We start from the raw sequence: 16,834 nt of genomic DNA on the forward strand, positions 1-16,834 counted from the left end.
TTTTGTTTTGAACCCTAGACAATTCTTCCAGTATTATATAGAATGAAAGCGCAGTCTATTTTTAGTTTTGCTACATAAGTTAGGAGGATGGGAAATGAATATCCATGAGTACCAGGGAAAAGAAGTCCTCAGAAAATACGGGGTGTCTGTTCCTGAAGGTAAAGTGGCTTTTACAGCAGAGGAAGCAGTTGAAAAAGCAGAGAGCCTGTCAAGCTCGGTTTATGTCGTAAAGGCGCAAATCCATGCTGGCGGCCGCGGCAAAGCTGGTGGGGTAAAGATTGCAAAAACAAAAGATGAAGTGAAAGAGTATGCCGAAGAACTGTTAGGCAAGACGCTCGTCACACATCAAACGGGTCCGGACGGACAAGTAATAAAACGCTTACTTATTGAAGAAGGCTGCGATATTAAAAAGGAATACTATGTCGGGCTTGTACTTGACCGCGCTACTTCAAGAATCGTTTTAATGGCGTCTGAAGAAGGCGGAACGGAGATTGAAGAAGTAGCGGAAAAAACACCTGAAAAAATTAAAAAAGCGGTAATTGATCCGGCTGTCGGCCTTCAGGGCTATCAGGCAAGGGAAATTGCATTCGCAATTAACATCCCGAAAGAGCTTGTCGGCAAAGCCGCTAAATTTATGCTCGGTTTATATAAAGCATTTGTTGAGAAGGACTGCTCCATCGCTGAGATCAACCCTCTCGTCGTTACGGGGGACGGAAACGTCATGGCGCTGGATGCTAAGCTGAACTTCGACAGCAATGCGTTATACAGACAAAAAGACATTATGGAATACAGAGATTTAGATGAAGAAGATCCGAAAGAAATCGAAGCGTCAAAATACGATTTAAGCTACATTTCCCTTGATGGAAATATCGGCTGTATGGTAAACGGCGCGGGTCTTGCAATGTCTACAATGGATATCATTAAACACTACGGCGGAGAACCTGCAAACTTTCTTGATGTCGGGGGCGGCGCAACCGCAGAAAAAGTGACGGAAGCTTTTAAAATCATTCTTTCCGATCAAAACGTAAAAGGAATTTTCGTTAATATTTTCGGAGGCATCATGAAGTGTGATGTCATCGCCGAGGGCGTTGTTGAAGCGACGAGACAAGTCGGATTGACATTGCCGCTGGTCGTGCGCCTTGAAGGGACAAACGTAGATTTAGGAAAGAAAATCCTGAATGAATCAGGCTTAAACATCACATCTGCGGAATCAATGGCAGACGGCGCACAGAAAATCGTATCCTTAGTTTAGGAAAGAATGAAAGGCAGGGGACCAGATAATGAGTGTTTTTATCAATAAAGATACAAGAGTTATTGTACAGGGGATTACAGGTTCTACCGCTTTATTTCATACAAAGCAGATGCTGGAATACGGCACGAATATCGTTGGCGGTGTAACACCTGGAAAAGGCGGAACGGAAGCGGAAGGCGTACCGGTATTCAATACGGTCGCAGAAGCGGTTCATACAACGGGCGCTGATGCGTCAGTCATTTACGTGCCGGCTCCGTTTGCGGCGGACGCAATTATGGAAGCGGTTGACGCGGAAATTGATCTTGTCATTTGTATCACTGAGCACATTCCGGTTTTGGACATGGTGAAAGTGAAGCGCTTTATGGAAGGCAAGAAAACGAGATTAATAGGGCCGAACTGCCCGGGTGTTATTACACCTGAAGAATGCAAGATCGGCATTATGCCGGGATACATTCATAAAAAGGGTCATGTAGGCGTTGTATCCCGTTCAGGAACATTGACATACGAGGCCGTCCATCAGCTTTCAGAAGCCGGCGTAGGCCAGTCTACCGCTGTAGGGATCGGCGGCGATCCGGTCAACGGCACGAACTTTATTGACGTGTTAAAAGCGTTCAATGAAGATCCTGAAACACATGCCGTCATCATGATCGGAGAAATCGGCGGCACAGCTGAAGAAGAAGCGGCTGAGTGGGTGAAAGCGAACATGACGAAGCCTGTTGTCGGCTTTATCGGCGGTAAAACCGCGCCTCCGGGAAAACGCATGGGCCATGCGGGCGCCATCATCTCCGGAGGAAAAGGCACGGCAGAAGAAAAAGTCAAAACGATGAACGCCTGCGGCATTGAAGTCGCGGAAACCCCTTCTGTAATGGGTGAAACGCTGATTAAGGTGTTAAAAGAAAAAGGCTTATTTGAAACGTGCAAAACGCACTGATCGAAGCAGGGGCAGCCGTAACGGCTGTTCCTGTTTTTGCTGAAAAAAGAGGAGGTTGCCCGATTTGGATCAAGCATCGCGCTGTTTAATGGTCTGCAGTATTAATCAAATCATTTCCCCGTCTCTTCTATTAAAATGGTGGAAAGCTGATCACTCTCTGTCTTTTTTACCGGATCCGCATCCATTAACTGTTTTATCAGAAGGGAAAACAGCCCCGGAAGCAATTTTTCGGGAAATAGAGCGCAAGGATCCGGAACTTGATGAAGTTCTGTCCGATTACCGCCGCGAAGGCATTACTGTCATTCCGATTTCATCAAGCCGCTACCCAACATGGCTTAAAGCGATTTATGATCCGCCGGCTGTCTTGTATGCAAAAGGAAACACACCGCTTCTTGAAAAAGGCAGAAAAATCGGGATTGTAGGAACGCGGAAACCGACGGAAGACGGAATAAAAGCGGCTGGGCATCTTTCCGCCGAACTCTCAAAAAAAGGCTGGGTCATTGTAAGCGGGCTTGCATCCGGTATAGACGGTTTGTCTCATAAGGCGAGCATCAGGGCAAAAGGGCTTACGATCGGCGTGATAGCCGGCGGATTCCATCACATCTATCCCCGGGAAAATCTCCTGTTAGCAGAATACATGGCTGAACACCATCTCCTACTCTCAGAACATCCTCCTGAAACAAAGCCGAAAAAATGGCACTTTCCGATGAGAAACCGCATAATCAGCGGACTAAGTGAAGGAATTGTGGTCGTGCAGGGAAAAGAAAAAAGCGGTTCATTAATCACAGCTTACCAGGCCCTCGATCAAGGCAGAGAGGTATTTGCCGTTCCGGGTTCCATATTTAATCCATATTCCGGAGGACCTATAAAACTCATTCAAGAAGGGGCGAAAGCTGTATTATGCGCAGAGGATATTGACGGAGAGCTGACCGCCCGATGCGTTCAGTATACGGAACCCTTTTGAAATATCGTTTGACAAACGGTATTGTAATATTTAATAATAGTGAGGATTTAAAGTTGCATATTATTTTCATGTATAAAATGACGTTCATCATAAAGAATGAAATGTTGAAAGCCATAAAAAGGCAGCTCTAAAATGAATTGATACTTGAAAAGAGAGAGAACACCTCTTGAGGGGGATGAAAATGTCTGATTATCTAGTCATCGTGGAATCGCCGGCAAAGGCGAAAACGATTGAACGTTATTTAGGGAAGAAATATAAAGTCAAAGCTTCAATGGGACATGTCCGGGATCTTCCGAAAAGTCAAATGGGAGTTGACATCGAACAGAACTTTGAACCGAAATATATTACGATCCGCGGAAAAGGCCCTGTTTTAAAAGAATTAAAAACAGCGGCAAAGAAAGCAAAAAAAGTCTATCTCGCGGCCGACCCCGACAGAGAAGGGGAAGCGATTGCATGGCATCTCGCACACAGCCTTGATCTGGATCTCAGCTCTGACTGCCGGGTCGTCTTTAATGAAATAACGAAAGACGCCATTAAAGAATCATTTAAACATCCGCGCATGATTAACATGGATCTTGTCGATGCGCAGCAGGCGCGCCGCATACTAGACAGACTCGTCGGATACAAAATCAGCCCGATTCTTTGGAAAAAAGTAAAAAAAGGCCTCAGTGCGGGCCGTGTTCAATCCGTTGCGCTCCGGCTGATCATCGACCGGGAAAAGGAAATCAATGACTTTAAACCTGAAGAGTACTGGACGATTACCGGCTCATTTTTAAAGGGAAAAGAGACGTTTGAAGCCGGATTTTTCGGGAAAAACGGCAAAAAGCTTCCTTTAAAAAGCGAAGAAGACGTAAAAGCCGTCCTTGCTCAGCTGAAAGGCAATAAGTATACAGTTGACAAGGTGACGAAAAAAGAGCGCAAACGAAATCCCGCTCTGCCGTTTACAACGTCAACTCTGCAGCAGGAGGCTGCCAGGAAGCTGAATTTCAGAGCGAAGAAAACGATGATGATCGCTCAGCAATTATATGAAGGAATTGATCTCGGCAAAGAAGGGACAGTCGGACTCATCACGTATATGAGAACGGACTCAACGCGGATTTCCAATACAGCCGTTGAAGAGGCGTCAGCTTTTATTGATCAGGCATACGGAAAAGAGTACTTAGCGGGAAAACGGAAACCGGCAAAGAAAAATGAAAACGCTCAAGATGCCCACGAAGCGATCCGCCCGACTTCGGTGCTCAGAAAACCTGCCGACTTAAAAGCGGTGCTTGGAAGAGACCAGCTCAGACTATACAAGCTGATTTGGGAGCGTTTTGTTGCAAGCCAGATGGCGCCTGCCGTACTTGATACGATGAGCGTCGATCTCAGCAATAACGGATTGACATTCCGGGCAAACGGAAGTAAAGTCAAATTCGCCGGCTTCATGAAAGTCTATGTAGAGGGTAAAGACGATCAGCTGGAAGAAAAAGACCGCATGCTTCCGGACCTTAAAGAGGGAGACACGGTTTTATCAAAAGATATTGAGCCTGAGCAGCACTTTACTCAGCCGCCTCCGCGTTACACAGAGGCGCGCCTGGTTAAAACGCTTGAAGAACTGGGGATCGGCCGTCCTTCGACATATGCGCCGACTCTTGACACCATCCAGCGCCGCGGTTACGTGGGATTAGACAATAAACGGTTTGTGCCGACTGAGCTTGGGCAGATCGTGCTGGATCTTATCATGGAGTTTTTCCCGGAAATCATCAACGTTGAATTCACGGCTAAAATGGAAAGGGACCTTGACCATGTTGAAGATGGCGAGACAGAATGGGTTCAAATCATTGACAGCTTCTATACCGATTTCGAAAAACGCGTGAAAAAAGCGGAAGCTGAAATGAAAGAAGTGGAAATTGAACCTGAATACGCAGATGAAGATTGTGAATTATGCGGCTCCCGGATGGTTTATAAAATGGGCCGATACGGTAAATTTATGGCGTGTTCCAACTTCCCTGACTGCCGGAATACAAAACCGATTGTTAAACAAATCGGCGTAAAATGTCCTAAGTGCCATGAAGGAAATATTGTCGAACGAAAATCAAAAAAGAAACGCGTCTTTTACGGCTGTGACCGTTATCCTGAATGCGACTTCGTATCTTGGGACAAACCGATTGAACGAAAATGCCCGAAATGTGAAAATATGCTCGTAGAGAAAAAGCTTAAAAAAGGCATACAAGTCCAATGCGTCGAATGCGATTATAAGGAAGAACCACAGAAGTAGCGGTGAGCAGAGCCTTGCTCACCTTCTTTGTGTGGAAGGGACAAACAACAGGAGATGAAAAGAAATGAACCAGCAAACAGTTAATGTAATCGGAGCAGGCCTTGCCGGAAGTGAAGCGGCATGGCAGCTTGCAAAACGAGGAATTCAAGTAAAACTATACGAAATGCGGCCCGTCAGGCAGACGGCAGCCCATCATACCGATAAATTCGCTGAACTGGTATGCAGCAACTCCCTCCGTTCAAATACACTCGCCAATGCGGTAGGCGTATTAAAAGAAGAAATGCGGGCGCTTGACTCAGCAATCATTCAATCTGCTGATAAATGCTCGGTTCCGGCAGGGGGAGCGCTTGCCGTTGACCGCCATGAATTTGCGCAAAGCGTGACGGATCTCGTGAAAAACCATCCGAACGTAACGGTTCTTACTGAGGAAGTAACAGAGATTCCGGAAGGCCCGACGGTTATCGCGACCGGACCGCTTACATCAGAATCGCTTTCACAGCAGCTGAAAGAGCTCACGGGAGAAGAGTATCTGTATTTTTATGACGCGGCGGCGCCGATTGTCGAAAAAGACAGCCTTGATATGGATAAAGTGTACTTAAAATCCCGTTATGACAAGGGAGAAGCGGCATACTTAAACTGCCCGATGACAGAGGAAGAGTTTGACCGTTTCTATGAAGCATTGACGACGGCTGAGACGGTTCCTTTAAAAGAATTCGAGAAAGAAATCTTCTTTGAAGGCTGCATGCCGATTGAAGTCATGGCGAAAAGAGGCAAGAAAACGATGCTGTTCGGACCGATGAAACCGGTCGGACTGGAAGATCCGAAAACAGGCAAGCGCCCTTATGCAGTCGTTCAGCTCAGACAGGATGACGCGGCGGGAACGCTTTATAATATTGTAGGTTTTCAGACACATTTAAAATGGGGAGATCAAAAAGAAGTGCTGAAACTGATCCCCGGCCTTGAAAATGTTGATATCGTCAGATACGGCGTCATGCACAGAAACACATTTATCAACTCGCCGAGCCTTTTGAACCCGACATATCAATTTAAACAGCGGAACGATCTGTTTTTCGCGGGCCAAATGACCGGTGTAGAGGGTTATGTTGAATCTGCCGCTTCAGGTCTTGTAGCGGGAATCAATGCCGCCAAACTTGTGCTCGGTCAGGATCTTGTGACATTCCCGCAGGAGACGGCGATCGGAAGCATGGCTCACTACATTACGACGACAAATCAGAAGAACTTCCAGCCGATGAATGCAAACTTCGGCCTCTTAAAAGAATTGCCTGTAAAAATTAAAAACAAAAAAGAACGAAATGAAGAATACGCTAAACGCGCAATTGAGACTATTCAAACTATTTCGAAAACGATATAGCTTTTCATTGCAACTTCGATGCATTATATGATACCATTTAAAAGCCCTTCGGAGAGGGAGGTCTTCATAATGACTGAGAATGTTAACTTTTTTTTAAAGTTATTCGTTGAATATTTACAAATTGAAAAAAATTATTCACAATATACTATTGTGAATTATGTTAATTCGATTGAAGAATTTGGGATGTTTCTGCATGCTCAAAATATAAATGGAATGAAAGAAGCTGCATATCATGATGTGAGAATATTTTTGACAGAGGCTTATGAAAAAGGCCTGTCAAGAAAAACAATCAGCAAGAAAATTTCAGCTTTGAGAAGCTTCTATAAATTTTTAATGAGGGAAAAGCTTGTTGAAGAGAATCCGTTTCAGCTTGTTCATCTGCCGAAACAAGAGAAACGGATTCCGAAGTTTCTTTATGAAAAAGAACTTGAGGAACTATTCGCTGTCTCAGACAGAAGTCAGCCGTCAGGGATGCGCGATCAGGCCCTGCTTGAGCTTCTTTATGCGACCGGAATGAGGGTCAGTGAGTGCTGTACGCTCACTGTCGGCGATCTTGACCTGTTCATGGATACGGTGCTCGTTCACGGGAAAGGCAAGAAGCAGCGCTATATCCCGTTCGGCTCATATGCCCGTGATGCGCTTGAGCTGTATATCAACAGCGGAAGGCAGTGCCTGCTTGAAAAAGCAAAAGAGCCTCATGATGTGCTGTTTGTCAATCAAAGAGGCGGCCCGCTGACCGCCAGAGGAATCCGGTATATTTTAAGCGGGCTTGTAAAAAAAGCATCCGGCACTTTACATATACACCCGCATATGCTTCGGCACACGTTTGCGACTCATCTGCTGAATGAAGGGGCTGACTTAAGAAGCGTCCAGGAGCTTTTGGGCCATTCCAATCTGTCTTCTACGCAGATATACACGCATGTATCGAAGGAAATGCTGAGAAACACATATATGTCCCACCACCCGAGAGCTTTTAAAGAAAATTAAAAGGAGGCCCTTCTCATGTCATCTTTTCATGCGACAACGATTTTTGCCGTCCAGCATAACGGGAAAAGCGCTATGTCAGGAGACGGCCAGGTCACATTCGGTCAGGCTGTAGTCATGAAACATACCGCGAGAAAAGTGAGAAAGCTGTTTAACGGAAAGGTTCTGGCCGGATTTGCGGGATCTGTTGCAGACGCTTTCACACTTTTTGAAATGTTTGAGGCGAAGCTTGAAGAATACAACGGCAATTTAAAACGTGCGTCGGTTGAGCTTGCGAAAGAATGGCGCAGCGATAAAGTGCTGCGCAAGCTGGAAGCCATGCTGATTGTCATGAACCAGGATACCTTGCTTCTCGTATCGGGAACAGGTGAAGTGATTGAGCCGGATGACGGCATTTTGGCAATCGGCTCCGGCGGAAACTACGCCCTTTCAGCAGGAAGAGCGCTGAAAACCTATGCCGGAGAGAATCTGTCCGCCAAAGATATTGCAAAAGCCGCTTTGAAAATCGCAGGCGAGATTTGTGTGTACACAAACGATCAGATCATTTTGGAAGAACTTGAATAGAAAGGACTTGAGGCGCATGGAAAACAAACCGTTAACACCGAGACAAATCGTAGATCGGTTGGATCAATACATTGTAGGACAGCAGGATGCGAAAAAAGCTGTCGCCGTGGCATTAAGAAACCGCTATCGCAGAAGTCTTCTTGATGAAAAACTGAGAGACGAGATCGTTCCCAAAAACATCCTGATGATGGGCCCGACCGGGGTGGGGAAAACAGAGATCGCCAGACGGATCGCCAAGCTTACCGGTGCGCCATTTATAAAAATTGAAGCGACAAAATTTACAGAAGTCGGCTATGTAGGCAGAGATGTCGAATCAATGGTCAGAGACCTCGTTGAGACATCCGTGCGGCTCATTAAAGAAGAAAAAATCAGCGAAGTGAAAGAACAGGCTGAAGAAAATGCAAACAAACGTATCGTGCGGCTTCTCGTTCCGGGAAAGAAAAAACAAGCGGGTGTGAAAAATCCGTTTGAAATGCTTTTCGGAGGAAGTCAGACGGCAAATGATGATGAAGCCGATCAGCAGGAAGAAGCAAGCCTTGAAGAAAAAAGAAAACGCATGGCGCATCAGCTCGCATTGGGAGAGCTCGAAGACCATTACGTTTCCGTAGAGGTGGAAGAGCAGCAGCCGTCGATGTTTGACATGCTGCAAGGCTCCGGGATGGAGCAGATGGGCATGAATATGCAGGATGCGCTGAGCAATCTGATGCCAAAAAAGAAAAAACGCCGCAAAATGACGGTCAGAGAAGCAAGGAAGGTTCTGACCAATGAAGAGGCAGGCAAATTAATCGATATGGATGAAGTCGGCCAAGAGGCCGTGTTAAGAGCTGAAGAGGGCGGCATTATCTTTATTGACGAAATAGATAAAATCGCAAAAAACGGAGGGGCTTCTTCCTCAGCAGATGTATCGAGAGAAGGCGTTCAAAAAGATATCCTTCCGATTGTCGAAGGATCTACCGTCGTCACGAAATACGGCTCCGTCAAAACAGATCACGTGCTGTTTATCGCAGCCGGGGCATTCCATATGGCCAAACCGTCTGATCTGATTCCGGAGCTGCAGGGCCGCTTTCCGATTCGTGTAGAATTGAGCAAGCTGACGGTGGATGATTTTGTGAAGATTCTCGTCGAACCCGATAACGCGCTGTTAAAACAATATCAGGCTTTATTGCAGACAGAAGGTATATCTCTTGAATTTTCTGACGAAGCTATTCGTAAGATCGCCGAAGTGGCTTATCATGTGAATCAGGATACGGACAACATCGGAGCGAGAAGGCTTCACACGATATTGGAACGTCTCTTGGAAGACCTGTCGTTTGAAGCGCCGGACGTGACGATGGAAAAAGTCGCCATCACGCCGCAATATGTTGAAGAAAAGCTCGGAACGATTGCAAACAACAAAGATCTAAGTCAATTTATATTGTGAAAATTTAATAAGAGGAATTCTAGGAGGATTATTTATCATGGCTTTACTACAAAAAACACGAATTATTAACAGCATGCTGCAGGCTGCGGCAGGCAAACCCGTAAACTTTAAAGAAATGGCTGAAACGCTTCGTGACGTCATTGATTCTAATATTTTCGTCGTCAGCCGCAGAGGAAAGCTTTTGGGCTACTCTATTAATCAGCAGATTGAAAATGACCGCATGAAAAAAATGCTTGAAGACCGCCAGTTCCCGGAAGAGTACACGAGAAATCTGTTCAATGTTCCGGAGACGTCTTCAAACCTTGATATCAACAGCGAATACACGGCATTTCCTGTGGAAAACAGAGACCTGTTCCAAGCGGGCTTAACAACGATCGTGCCGATCATCGGCGGAGGAGAGAGACTGGGCACGCTGATTCTGTCCCGTCTGCAGGATCAATTTGAAGATGATGATCTCATTCTTGCTGAATACGGGGCAACCGTTGTAGGAATGGAGATTTTAAGAGAAAAAGCGGAAGAAATCGAAGAAGAGGCGCGAAGCAAAGCGGTTGTTCAAATGGCGATCAGCTCTCTGTCTTACAGTGAACTTGAAGCGATTGAGCATATCTTTGAAGAGCTTGACGGAAACGAAGGCTTGCTCGTGGCAAGTAAAATTGCGGACCGTGTCGGCATTACGCGTTCAGTAATCGTTAACGCGCTGAGAAAGCTGGAAAGCGCAGGCGTCATTGAATCCAGATCACTGGGTATGAAGGGGACGTACATTAAAGTTCTGAACAACAAATTCCTTATTGAATTGGAAAACCTTAAATCTCATTAAGACAAAAGCAGGATCCCTGAAAATGGGGGTCCTGCTTTTTTTATGGACAATAGGTGAAAAGTTGCAGTTTAAAGTTGCTTATTGGAAGCTGATCTGAGATAATCCATCTTGCTGTGTGAAAAAAGGAGGAAGATACAGAAATTCTGCTATTTTCAGTCTTATATTAAACAAATGCTTGTAGTCCAAATACTCTAGGACTTAATACCTACATGCAAAATAGATATAATTGAGCACTTTTTTTTAGCCTAACTTCATAGACTTTAAGCCTGTTATTTCTTACAATAAGCATATGGTTTTACAATTCTCGACAAGGATTTTTAGGAGAAAAATATCTGAAATGGAGGTAAGTGGATTTGGACTTATTTTCTGGAACTATACAAAATCTTGAGAATGCCTTGGGGAGAGCGGACATTAAGCAAAAAGTCTTAACTAATAACATCGCCAATATAGATACACCGAACTATAAGGCAAAAAAAGTCTCTTTCCGAAATTTGTTAGATCAGGAAACATCCAATCTTGAAGCGGTAAAAACCGACTATCGGCACGTTGACTTTACGGGTTCAGGGGACGATTATTCTATCGTGTCCAGCAGTGATACATCGTACCAGCAAAACGGAAACAATGTCGATATCGACAAAGAAATGACAGATTTAGCCGAAAACCAAATTAATTATCAGGCTTTGGTTGAAAGAATGAGCGGCAAATTCAATTCTCTGAAAACCGTCTTGACAGGAGGAAAATAATGAGTGGCTTTCAAAGCTTAAATATTTCGGGCTCCGCTTTAACTGCACAGCGTGTCCGGATGGACGTCGTATCGTCCAACCTGGCCAATATGGATACAACGAGAGCGAAGCAGGTAAATGGCGAATGGGTGCCTTACAGAAGAAAGCTGGTATCTCTCCAATCCGGAGGCGAATCATTTTCGTCCCTTTTACATTCCAAGATGAACGGAACAGGAAGCGCGGGAAATGGCGTAAAGGTATCTGGCGTTACGGAAGACCCGTCCGCTTTTAATCTCGTTTATGATCCGGAGAATCCTGACGCGAATAAAGACGGATATGTACAAAAACCAAATGTAGACCCATTAAAAGAAATGGTGGATCTTGTCAGCAGCACGAGATCATATGAAGCAAACGTAACTGCATTAAACGCCTCCAAAGGCATGCTTTTGAAGGCTTTAGAAATCGGAAAGTAAGGTGATGTAAGTGGTTAACGCTATTACTCCTTTTCAGCTTCAACAAACCCAAAACACTCAAAACGTAACGAATCAATTAAACCAAACTCAAAAAACTGATTCTTCAAACCAAACAAGCTTTTCGGAGCTTTTAAAAAACTCTATTGATTCGTTAAATGAGTCACAAGTAAAATCTGACCAAATAACGAACGGACTGGCTGCAGGAAAGGATGTAAACCTTGACGAGGTCATGATCGCTGCCCAAAAAGCAAATATCTCTCTGACGGCCGCTACCGAATTCCGCAATAAAGCCGTGGAAGCCTATCAGGAAATCATGAGAATGCAGATGTAGTGGTCAGATTGAAGAGAATGACTGGAATGACCGGGGGTTAACATGAATCGTACTCTAATGCAAATGAAAACCAAAACGGCAGCGTTTTGGAACAACAGATCAAAAACACAGAAGATACTCATGGTAAGCGGCTTGGCCGCATTCATTATTTTACTCATCGTCGTTATTATTTTTACTTCGTCTGAAAAGATGGTGCCTCTTTATAAAGATTTGTCCGCGGAAGAAGCGGGGAAGATTAAAGAAGAGCTCGATACGAAAAAGGTGTCTTCTGAACTTGCTGACGGCGGCACGGTCATTAAGGTTCCTGAGAGCCAAGTGGATTCACTTAAAGTCCAGCTTGCCGCGGAAGGCCTGCCGAAAACGGGATCAATTGATTATTCGTTTTTCGGACAAAATGCGGGCTTCGGCCTGACAGATAATGAGTTTGACGTTTTAAAGGTTGAGGCGACTCAGACCGAATTGTCAAACCTGATAAATGAAATGGACGGTATTAAAAGCTCGAAGGTCATGATCAATATGCCGAAAGAAGCCGTGTTCGTCGGTGAAGATCAGCCGGCAGCGTCCGCATCCATCGTTTTGCAGATGAAACCGGGCTACTCGCTTGATCAAAACCAGATCAACGGGCTGTACCATCTCGTTTCTAAAAGTGTTCCGAACTTAAAAGAAGATAATATCGTCATAATGGATCAAAATTCTACATATTATGACAAAAGTGACAGCGGTGCAGGGTCCGTTTCTGACAGTTATGCATCTCAGCAAGGTATTAAGTCGCAGGTCGAAAAGGACATTCAAAAACATGTTCAGTCACTGCTCGGCACAATGATGGGGCAGGATAAGGTCGTTGTTTCTGTAACGGCGGATATTGACTTCACGAAGGAAAAACGCACTGAAGACACTGTTGAACCTGTCGATAAAGATAACATGGAAGGCATAGCGGTAAGCGCCGAAAAAGTCGCGGAAACGTATAAAGGCGATGGCGCGGCCAACGGCGGCACGGCCGGAACGGGAAGCAATGACACCGCGAACTATGCCGAGACAAACGGCGGTTCAAACAGCGGGGACTACGAAAAAAGCAGCAATAAAATCAACTATGAAGTCAACCGCATTCATAAAGAAATCGCGGAAAGCCCGTATAAAGTGCGTGATTTAGGCATTCAGGTCATGGTGGAGCCGCCTAATCCGAAAAATGCCGCTTCCTTATCAGCACAGAGACAGGCTGATATACAGAAGATTTTAGGAACGGTCGTCAGAACGTCTCTTGATAAAAACGAAACGCAAAATCAAAACCTGACAGACAATGATATCAACAATAAAATCGTTGTATCCGTTCAGCCGTTTGACGGAAAAACAAGCCTGAACACAGATTCGGCACAATCTTCAGGTCTTCCGATCTGGGTATATATTACAGGCGGCGTACTGCTTGCGGCCATTATTCTGCTTATTATTCTCCTTATCAGAAAGAAACGCTCACAAGAGGATGAATACGAAGAATATGAATATGAAACACCGCCGGAGCCGGTTCGATTGCCTGATATCAACGAAGAGAAAATTGAAACGGAAGAAACAGTCAGACGAAAACAGCTTGAAAAAATGGCTAAAGAAAAACCGGAAGACTTTGCTAAATTGCTTCGAAGCTGGCTGGACGAGGATTAGGGGGAATGGAAAATGGCGAAACGTGATCAGAACAAGCTTACAGGAAAACAAAAAGCAGCCATCCTCATGATTTCCTTAGGCCTTGATGTATCAGCTTCTGTGTACAAGCATTTGTCTGAAGAAGAAATAGAAAGATTGACTCTCGAAATTTCGGGAGTCAGAAGCGTCGATCATCAAAGAAAAGATGAAATCATTGAAGAATTTCATAATATCGCAATCGCTCAGGACTATATTTCACAAGGCGGTTTAAATTACGCCCGCCAAGTGCTTGAAAAAGCGCTCGGAGAAGACAAAGCGGTAAGCATTTTAAACAGGCTCACCTCTTCTTTGCAGGTAAAGCCGTTTGATTTTGCGAGAAAAGCGGAGCCCGAACAGATTTTAAATTTTATTCAGCAGGAACATCCGCAAACGATGGCGCTGATTTTATCCTACCTTGACCCGGTGCAGGCCGGACAGATTTTGTCTGAGCTGAACCCGGACGTTCAGGCTGAGGTGGCAAGAAGGATTGCGGTTATGGACAGAACGTCTCCCGAAATCATAAATGAAGTGGAGCGGGTCCTTGAACAAAAGCTGTCCTCCTCCTTTACGCAGGATTATACGCAGACCGGCGGCATAGAAGCCGTTGTTGAAGTGTTAAACGGCGTAGACAGAGGAACGGAAAAAACGATCCTTGATTCATTAGAAATCCAAGATCCTGAATTGGCGGATGAAATCAAAAAACGGATGTTTGTCTTTGAAGATATTGTCACCCTTGATAACCGTGCGATTCAGCGCGTGATCAGAGATGTTGAAAACGACGACCTCCTGCTTTCATTGAAGGTTGCGAGCGAGGAAGTCAAAGAGATTGTCTTCAGCAATATGTCACAGCGTATGGTTGAAACATTTAAAGAGGAAATGGAAATTATGGGGCCTGTGCGTTTGCGTGATGTGGAAGAGGCGCAATCAAGAATCGTGGGCGTCGTCCGCAAGCTGGAAGAAGCCGGAGAAATTGTAATCGCGCGAGGCGGAGGAGACGATATTATTGTCTAATATCATTAAACAGCAATCATCATTTTCTCCTGAACAAAAACGGCGCAAGCTATCCTTGCAGGAAGTCAGGAAAACACATTCCCAGCCAGATCGGGAGGAACCTGAAAATCCGGAGGCACTCATGGCCTTTGCCAAGGCCGAAGCCGACAGGGTGTCTGAAGAAGCGAAAAGTCAATTGGATCACACTCTTCGGCAGATTGAAGAAGAGAAAAACCGCTGGGCGGAAGAAAAACAAAGATTGATTGAAGAAGCGAAGGCAGAAGGATATAAAGAAGGCATGGCATTGGGAAAAGCCGATGCTCAAGCAGAATATGCCAATCTCATCAGCCGGGCCAATGCCGTTATGGAAATGGCGAGACAGTCAGTCGAGGAAAAACTGGAAAGCGCTGAGGAAGAAATTATTGAGCTTTCCGTTGCGCTCGCTAAAAAAGTATGGCGGCAAAAAAGTGACGATAAAGAGGCTTTCCTTCTGCTGGTCAAACAGGTAGTAGCCGAAGTAAAAGATTATGATGACATCTCCATCTATGTGGACCCTGAATATTATGAGACGGTTCATCAGCATATGGACGAAATTCAGCAGCTGTTATACAAAGAATGCAGATTAAGCTTATATGCCGATGAAAAAGCCGCGAAGGGAACGTGCTCGATAGAAACTCCGTTCGGACGTGTTGATGCAGGCATAGACACTCAGCTGATGCAATTAAAGCAAAAGCTTTTAACGGCGCTTGAGGCGGGAGCGGAGCAATGAAGACACAGTATTTAATAGACTCAATTGAAACAGCGGATCCGTACAAACGCTACGGCAAGGTTAAACGGGTCATCGGGCTGATGATTGAATCAAAAGGGCCCGAAAGCTCAATCGGAGATGTTTGTCTCATTTATCCGAAAGGCCATGCAAAAAAAGCGATTAAAGCTGAGGTTGTAGGCTTCCAGGATGAAAACATTCTGCTAATGCCTTATCTGGAAGCGGCCAGCATCGCGCCGGGCAGCATTGTGGAGGCCACTGGCGAGTCGCTCCGCATCAAAGTAGGGGCGGGTTTAATCGGACAAGTTGTCGACGCGTTCGGCGAACCTCTTGACGGCCGGGCGCTTCCGAAAGGTTTGTCCCCCGTTTCGACGGAACAGCCGCCGCCAAACCCGATGAAACGCCCGCCGATACGGGAAAAGATGGGTGTCGGCGTCAGATCGATTGACAGTCTGCTGACGGTAGGAAAAGGGCAGAGAATCGGGATTTTTGCCGGAAGCGGAGTCGGAAAAAGCACCTTGATGGGAATGATTGCGAAGCAGACTGAAGCTGATTTAAACATTATCGCACTTGTCGGTGAACGGGGGCGCGAGGTGCGTGAATTCATCGAGAAGGATTTAGGCGAAGAAGGCCTGAAACGCTCGATAGTCGTAGTCGCGACCTCTGATCAGCCTGCGTTAATGCGATTGAAAGCGGCGTATACGGCCACCGCCATTGCGGAGTATTTCCGCGATAAAGGCCGGAATGTGATGTTCATGATGGACTCCGTCACGAGGGTCGCGATGGCTCAGCGGGAAATCGGCCTGGCAGCGGGAGAACCGCCGACAACAAAGGGATATACACCTTCTGTGTTCGCTATTTTGCCCCGTTTGCTGGAAAGAACGGGCGCAAATGAACAAGGAACGATAACCGCTTTTTATACGGTTCTCGTTGACGGAGATGACATGAACGAACCGATTGCCGATACGGTGCGCGGAATATTAGACGGGCATATCGTTCTCGATCGGGCGCTTGCCAACAAAGGACAGTTCCCGGCCGTGAACATCCTGAAAAGCATCAGCAGGGTCATGTCTAATATTTCAGACACAGCGCACATAGAGGCGGCCAACAAATTCCGCGATCTTCTGTCAACTTATCAAAACTCTGAAGATCTCATTAATATTGGAGCTTACAAAAGAGGGTCATCAAGAGAAATTGATGAAGCGATTCAGTTTTATCCGCAGCTTATTCAATTTTTAAAACAAGGAACGGAAGAACCTGCTCAATTGGAAGACAGCATTGCGGCATTGACGAGTCTGACAGGAAAAGAGGAATAAACAT

At 45.5% G+C, this 16,834-nt stretch carries 16 protein-coding genes; all 16 read left to right on the forward strand.

All coding sequences use genetic code 11. The features are described from left to right. Positions 1-94: 94 nt before the first annotated feature. Complete coding sequence (sucC, locus tag HAP68_RS07790; RefSeq protein ID WP_003154283.1) at positions 95-1,252, forward strand: ADP-forming succinate--CoA ligase subunit beta; 1,158 nt, start codon at positions 95-97, stop codon at positions 1,250-1,252. A 28-nt stretch (positions 1,253-1,280) separates the two neighbouring features. Then, the gene (gene sucD, locus HAP68_RS07795; protein ID WP_003154281.1) at positions 1,281-2,183 is read left to right on the forward strand and encodes a succinate--CoA ligase subunit alpha; all 903 of its coding nucleotides are present in this window, start codon (positions 1,281-1,283) and stop codon (positions 2,181-2,183) included. Between the two features lie 64 nt (positions 2,184-2,247). Next, a complete protein-coding gene (gene dprA, locus HAP68_RS07800; protein WP_015388238.1) occupies positions 2,248-3,147 on the forward strand; it encodes a DNA-processing protein DprA in 900 nt (299 codons plus the stop codon). Positions 3,148-3,328: 181 nt separating this feature from the next. Then, entirely contained in the window at positions 3,329-5,404 is a 2,076-nt protein-coding gene (gene topA, locus HAP68_RS07805) for a type I DNA topoisomerase (protein WP_003154274.1), read from the forward strand. Between the two features lie 64 nt (positions 5,405-5,468). Then, positions 5,469-6,776, forward strand: coding sequence for an FADH(2)-oxidizing methylenetetrahydrofolate--tRNA-(uracil(54)-C(5))-methyltransferase TrmFO (gene trmFO / locus HAP68_RS07810; protein WP_003154273.1), 1,308 nt, complete (start codon positions 5,469-5,471; stop codon positions 6,774-6,776). Between the two features lie 69 nt (positions 6,777-6,845). Continuing rightward, positions 6,846-7,763 carry a tyrosine recombinase XerC gene (xerC, locus tag HAP68_RS07815; RefSeq protein ID WP_007409774.1) on the forward strand — a complete coding sequence of 306 codons (918 nt, stop codon included), beginning with the start codon at positions 6,846-6,848 and terminating at the stop codon, positions 7,761-7,763. 15 nt (positions 7,764-7,778) lie between these two features. Next, positions 7,779-8,324 carry an ATP-dependent protease subunit HslV gene (hslV, locus tag HAP68_RS07820; protein WP_003154267.1) on the forward strand — a complete coding sequence of 182 codons (546 nt, stop codon included), beginning with the start codon at positions 7,779-7,781 and terminating at the stop codon, positions 8,322-8,324. Between the two features lie 16 nt (positions 8,325-8,340). Then, complete coding sequence (gene hslU / locus HAP68_RS07825; RefSeq protein WP_024085299.1) at positions 8,341-9,744, forward strand: HslU--HslV peptidase ATPase subunit; 1,404 nt, start codon at positions 8,341-8,343, stop codon at positions 9,742-9,744. 37 nt (positions 9,745-9,781) lie between these two features. Continuing rightward, on the forward strand, positions 9,782-10,561 hold the full coding sequence (gene codY / locus HAP68_RS07830; RefSeq protein WP_003154263.1) for a GTP-sensing pleiotropic transcriptional regulator CodY: 780 nt from the start codon (positions 9,782-9,784) through the stop codon (positions 10,559-10,561). Positions 10,562-10,914: 353 nt separating this feature from the next. Beyond that, on the forward strand, positions 10,915-11,304 hold the full coding sequence (gene flgB / locus HAP68_RS07835) for a flagellar basal body rod protein FlgB (RefSeq protein ID WP_003154260.1): 390 nt from the start codon (positions 10,915-10,917) through the stop codon (positions 11,302-11,304). Further along, complete coding sequence (flgC, locus tag HAP68_RS07840) at positions 11,304-11,756, forward strand: flagellar basal body rod protein FlgC (RefSeq protein ID WP_003154259.1); 453 nt, start codon at positions 11,304-11,306, stop codon at positions 11,754-11,756. The genes flgB and flgC overlap by 1 nt, the downstream gene beginning before the upstream one ends. A 10-nt stretch (positions 11,757-11,766) precedes the next feature. Further along, positions 11,767-12,087, forward strand: a complete 321-nt coding sequence (fliE, locus tag HAP68_RS07845) for a flagellar hook-basal body complex protein FliE (RefSeq protein ID WP_003154258.1) — start codon at positions 11,767-11,769, stop codon at positions 12,085-12,087. A gap of 42 nt (positions 12,088-12,129) precedes the next feature. Beyond that, entirely contained in the window at positions 12,130-13,740 is a 1,611-nt protein-coding gene (gene fliF / locus HAP68_RS07850) for a flagellar basal-body MS-ring/collar protein FliF (RefSeq protein WP_003154257.1), read from the forward strand. Between the two features lie 12 nt (positions 13,741-13,752). Continuing rightward, on the forward strand, positions 13,753-14,769 hold the full coding sequence (gene fliG / locus HAP68_RS07855) for a flagellar motor switch protein FliG (RefSeq protein WP_003154256.1): 1,017 nt from the start codon (positions 13,753-13,755) through the stop codon (positions 14,767-14,769). After that, positions 14,762-15,517, forward strand: a complete 756-nt coding sequence (gene fliH, locus HAP68_RS07860) for a flagellar assembly protein FliH (RefSeq protein WP_003154255.1) — start codon at positions 14,762-14,764, stop codon at positions 15,515-15,517. Before fliG ends, fliH begins: the two co-directional genes overlap by 8 nt. Beyond that, a complete protein-coding gene (gene fliI / locus HAP68_RS07865) occupies positions 15,514-16,830 on the forward strand; it encodes a flagellar protein export ATPase FliI (RefSeq protein WP_003154254.1) in 1,317 nt (438 codons plus the stop codon). Before fliH ends, fliI begins: the two co-directional genes overlap by 4 nt. The last annotated feature ends 4 nt before the right edge of the window (positions 16,831-16,834 follow it).

Source organism: Bacillus sp. Bvel1, assembly GCF_014872755.1.
In the GTDB taxonomy this organism is placed as follows: Bacteria; Bacillota; Bacilli; order Bacillales; family Bacillaceae; genus Bacillus; species Bacillus velezensis.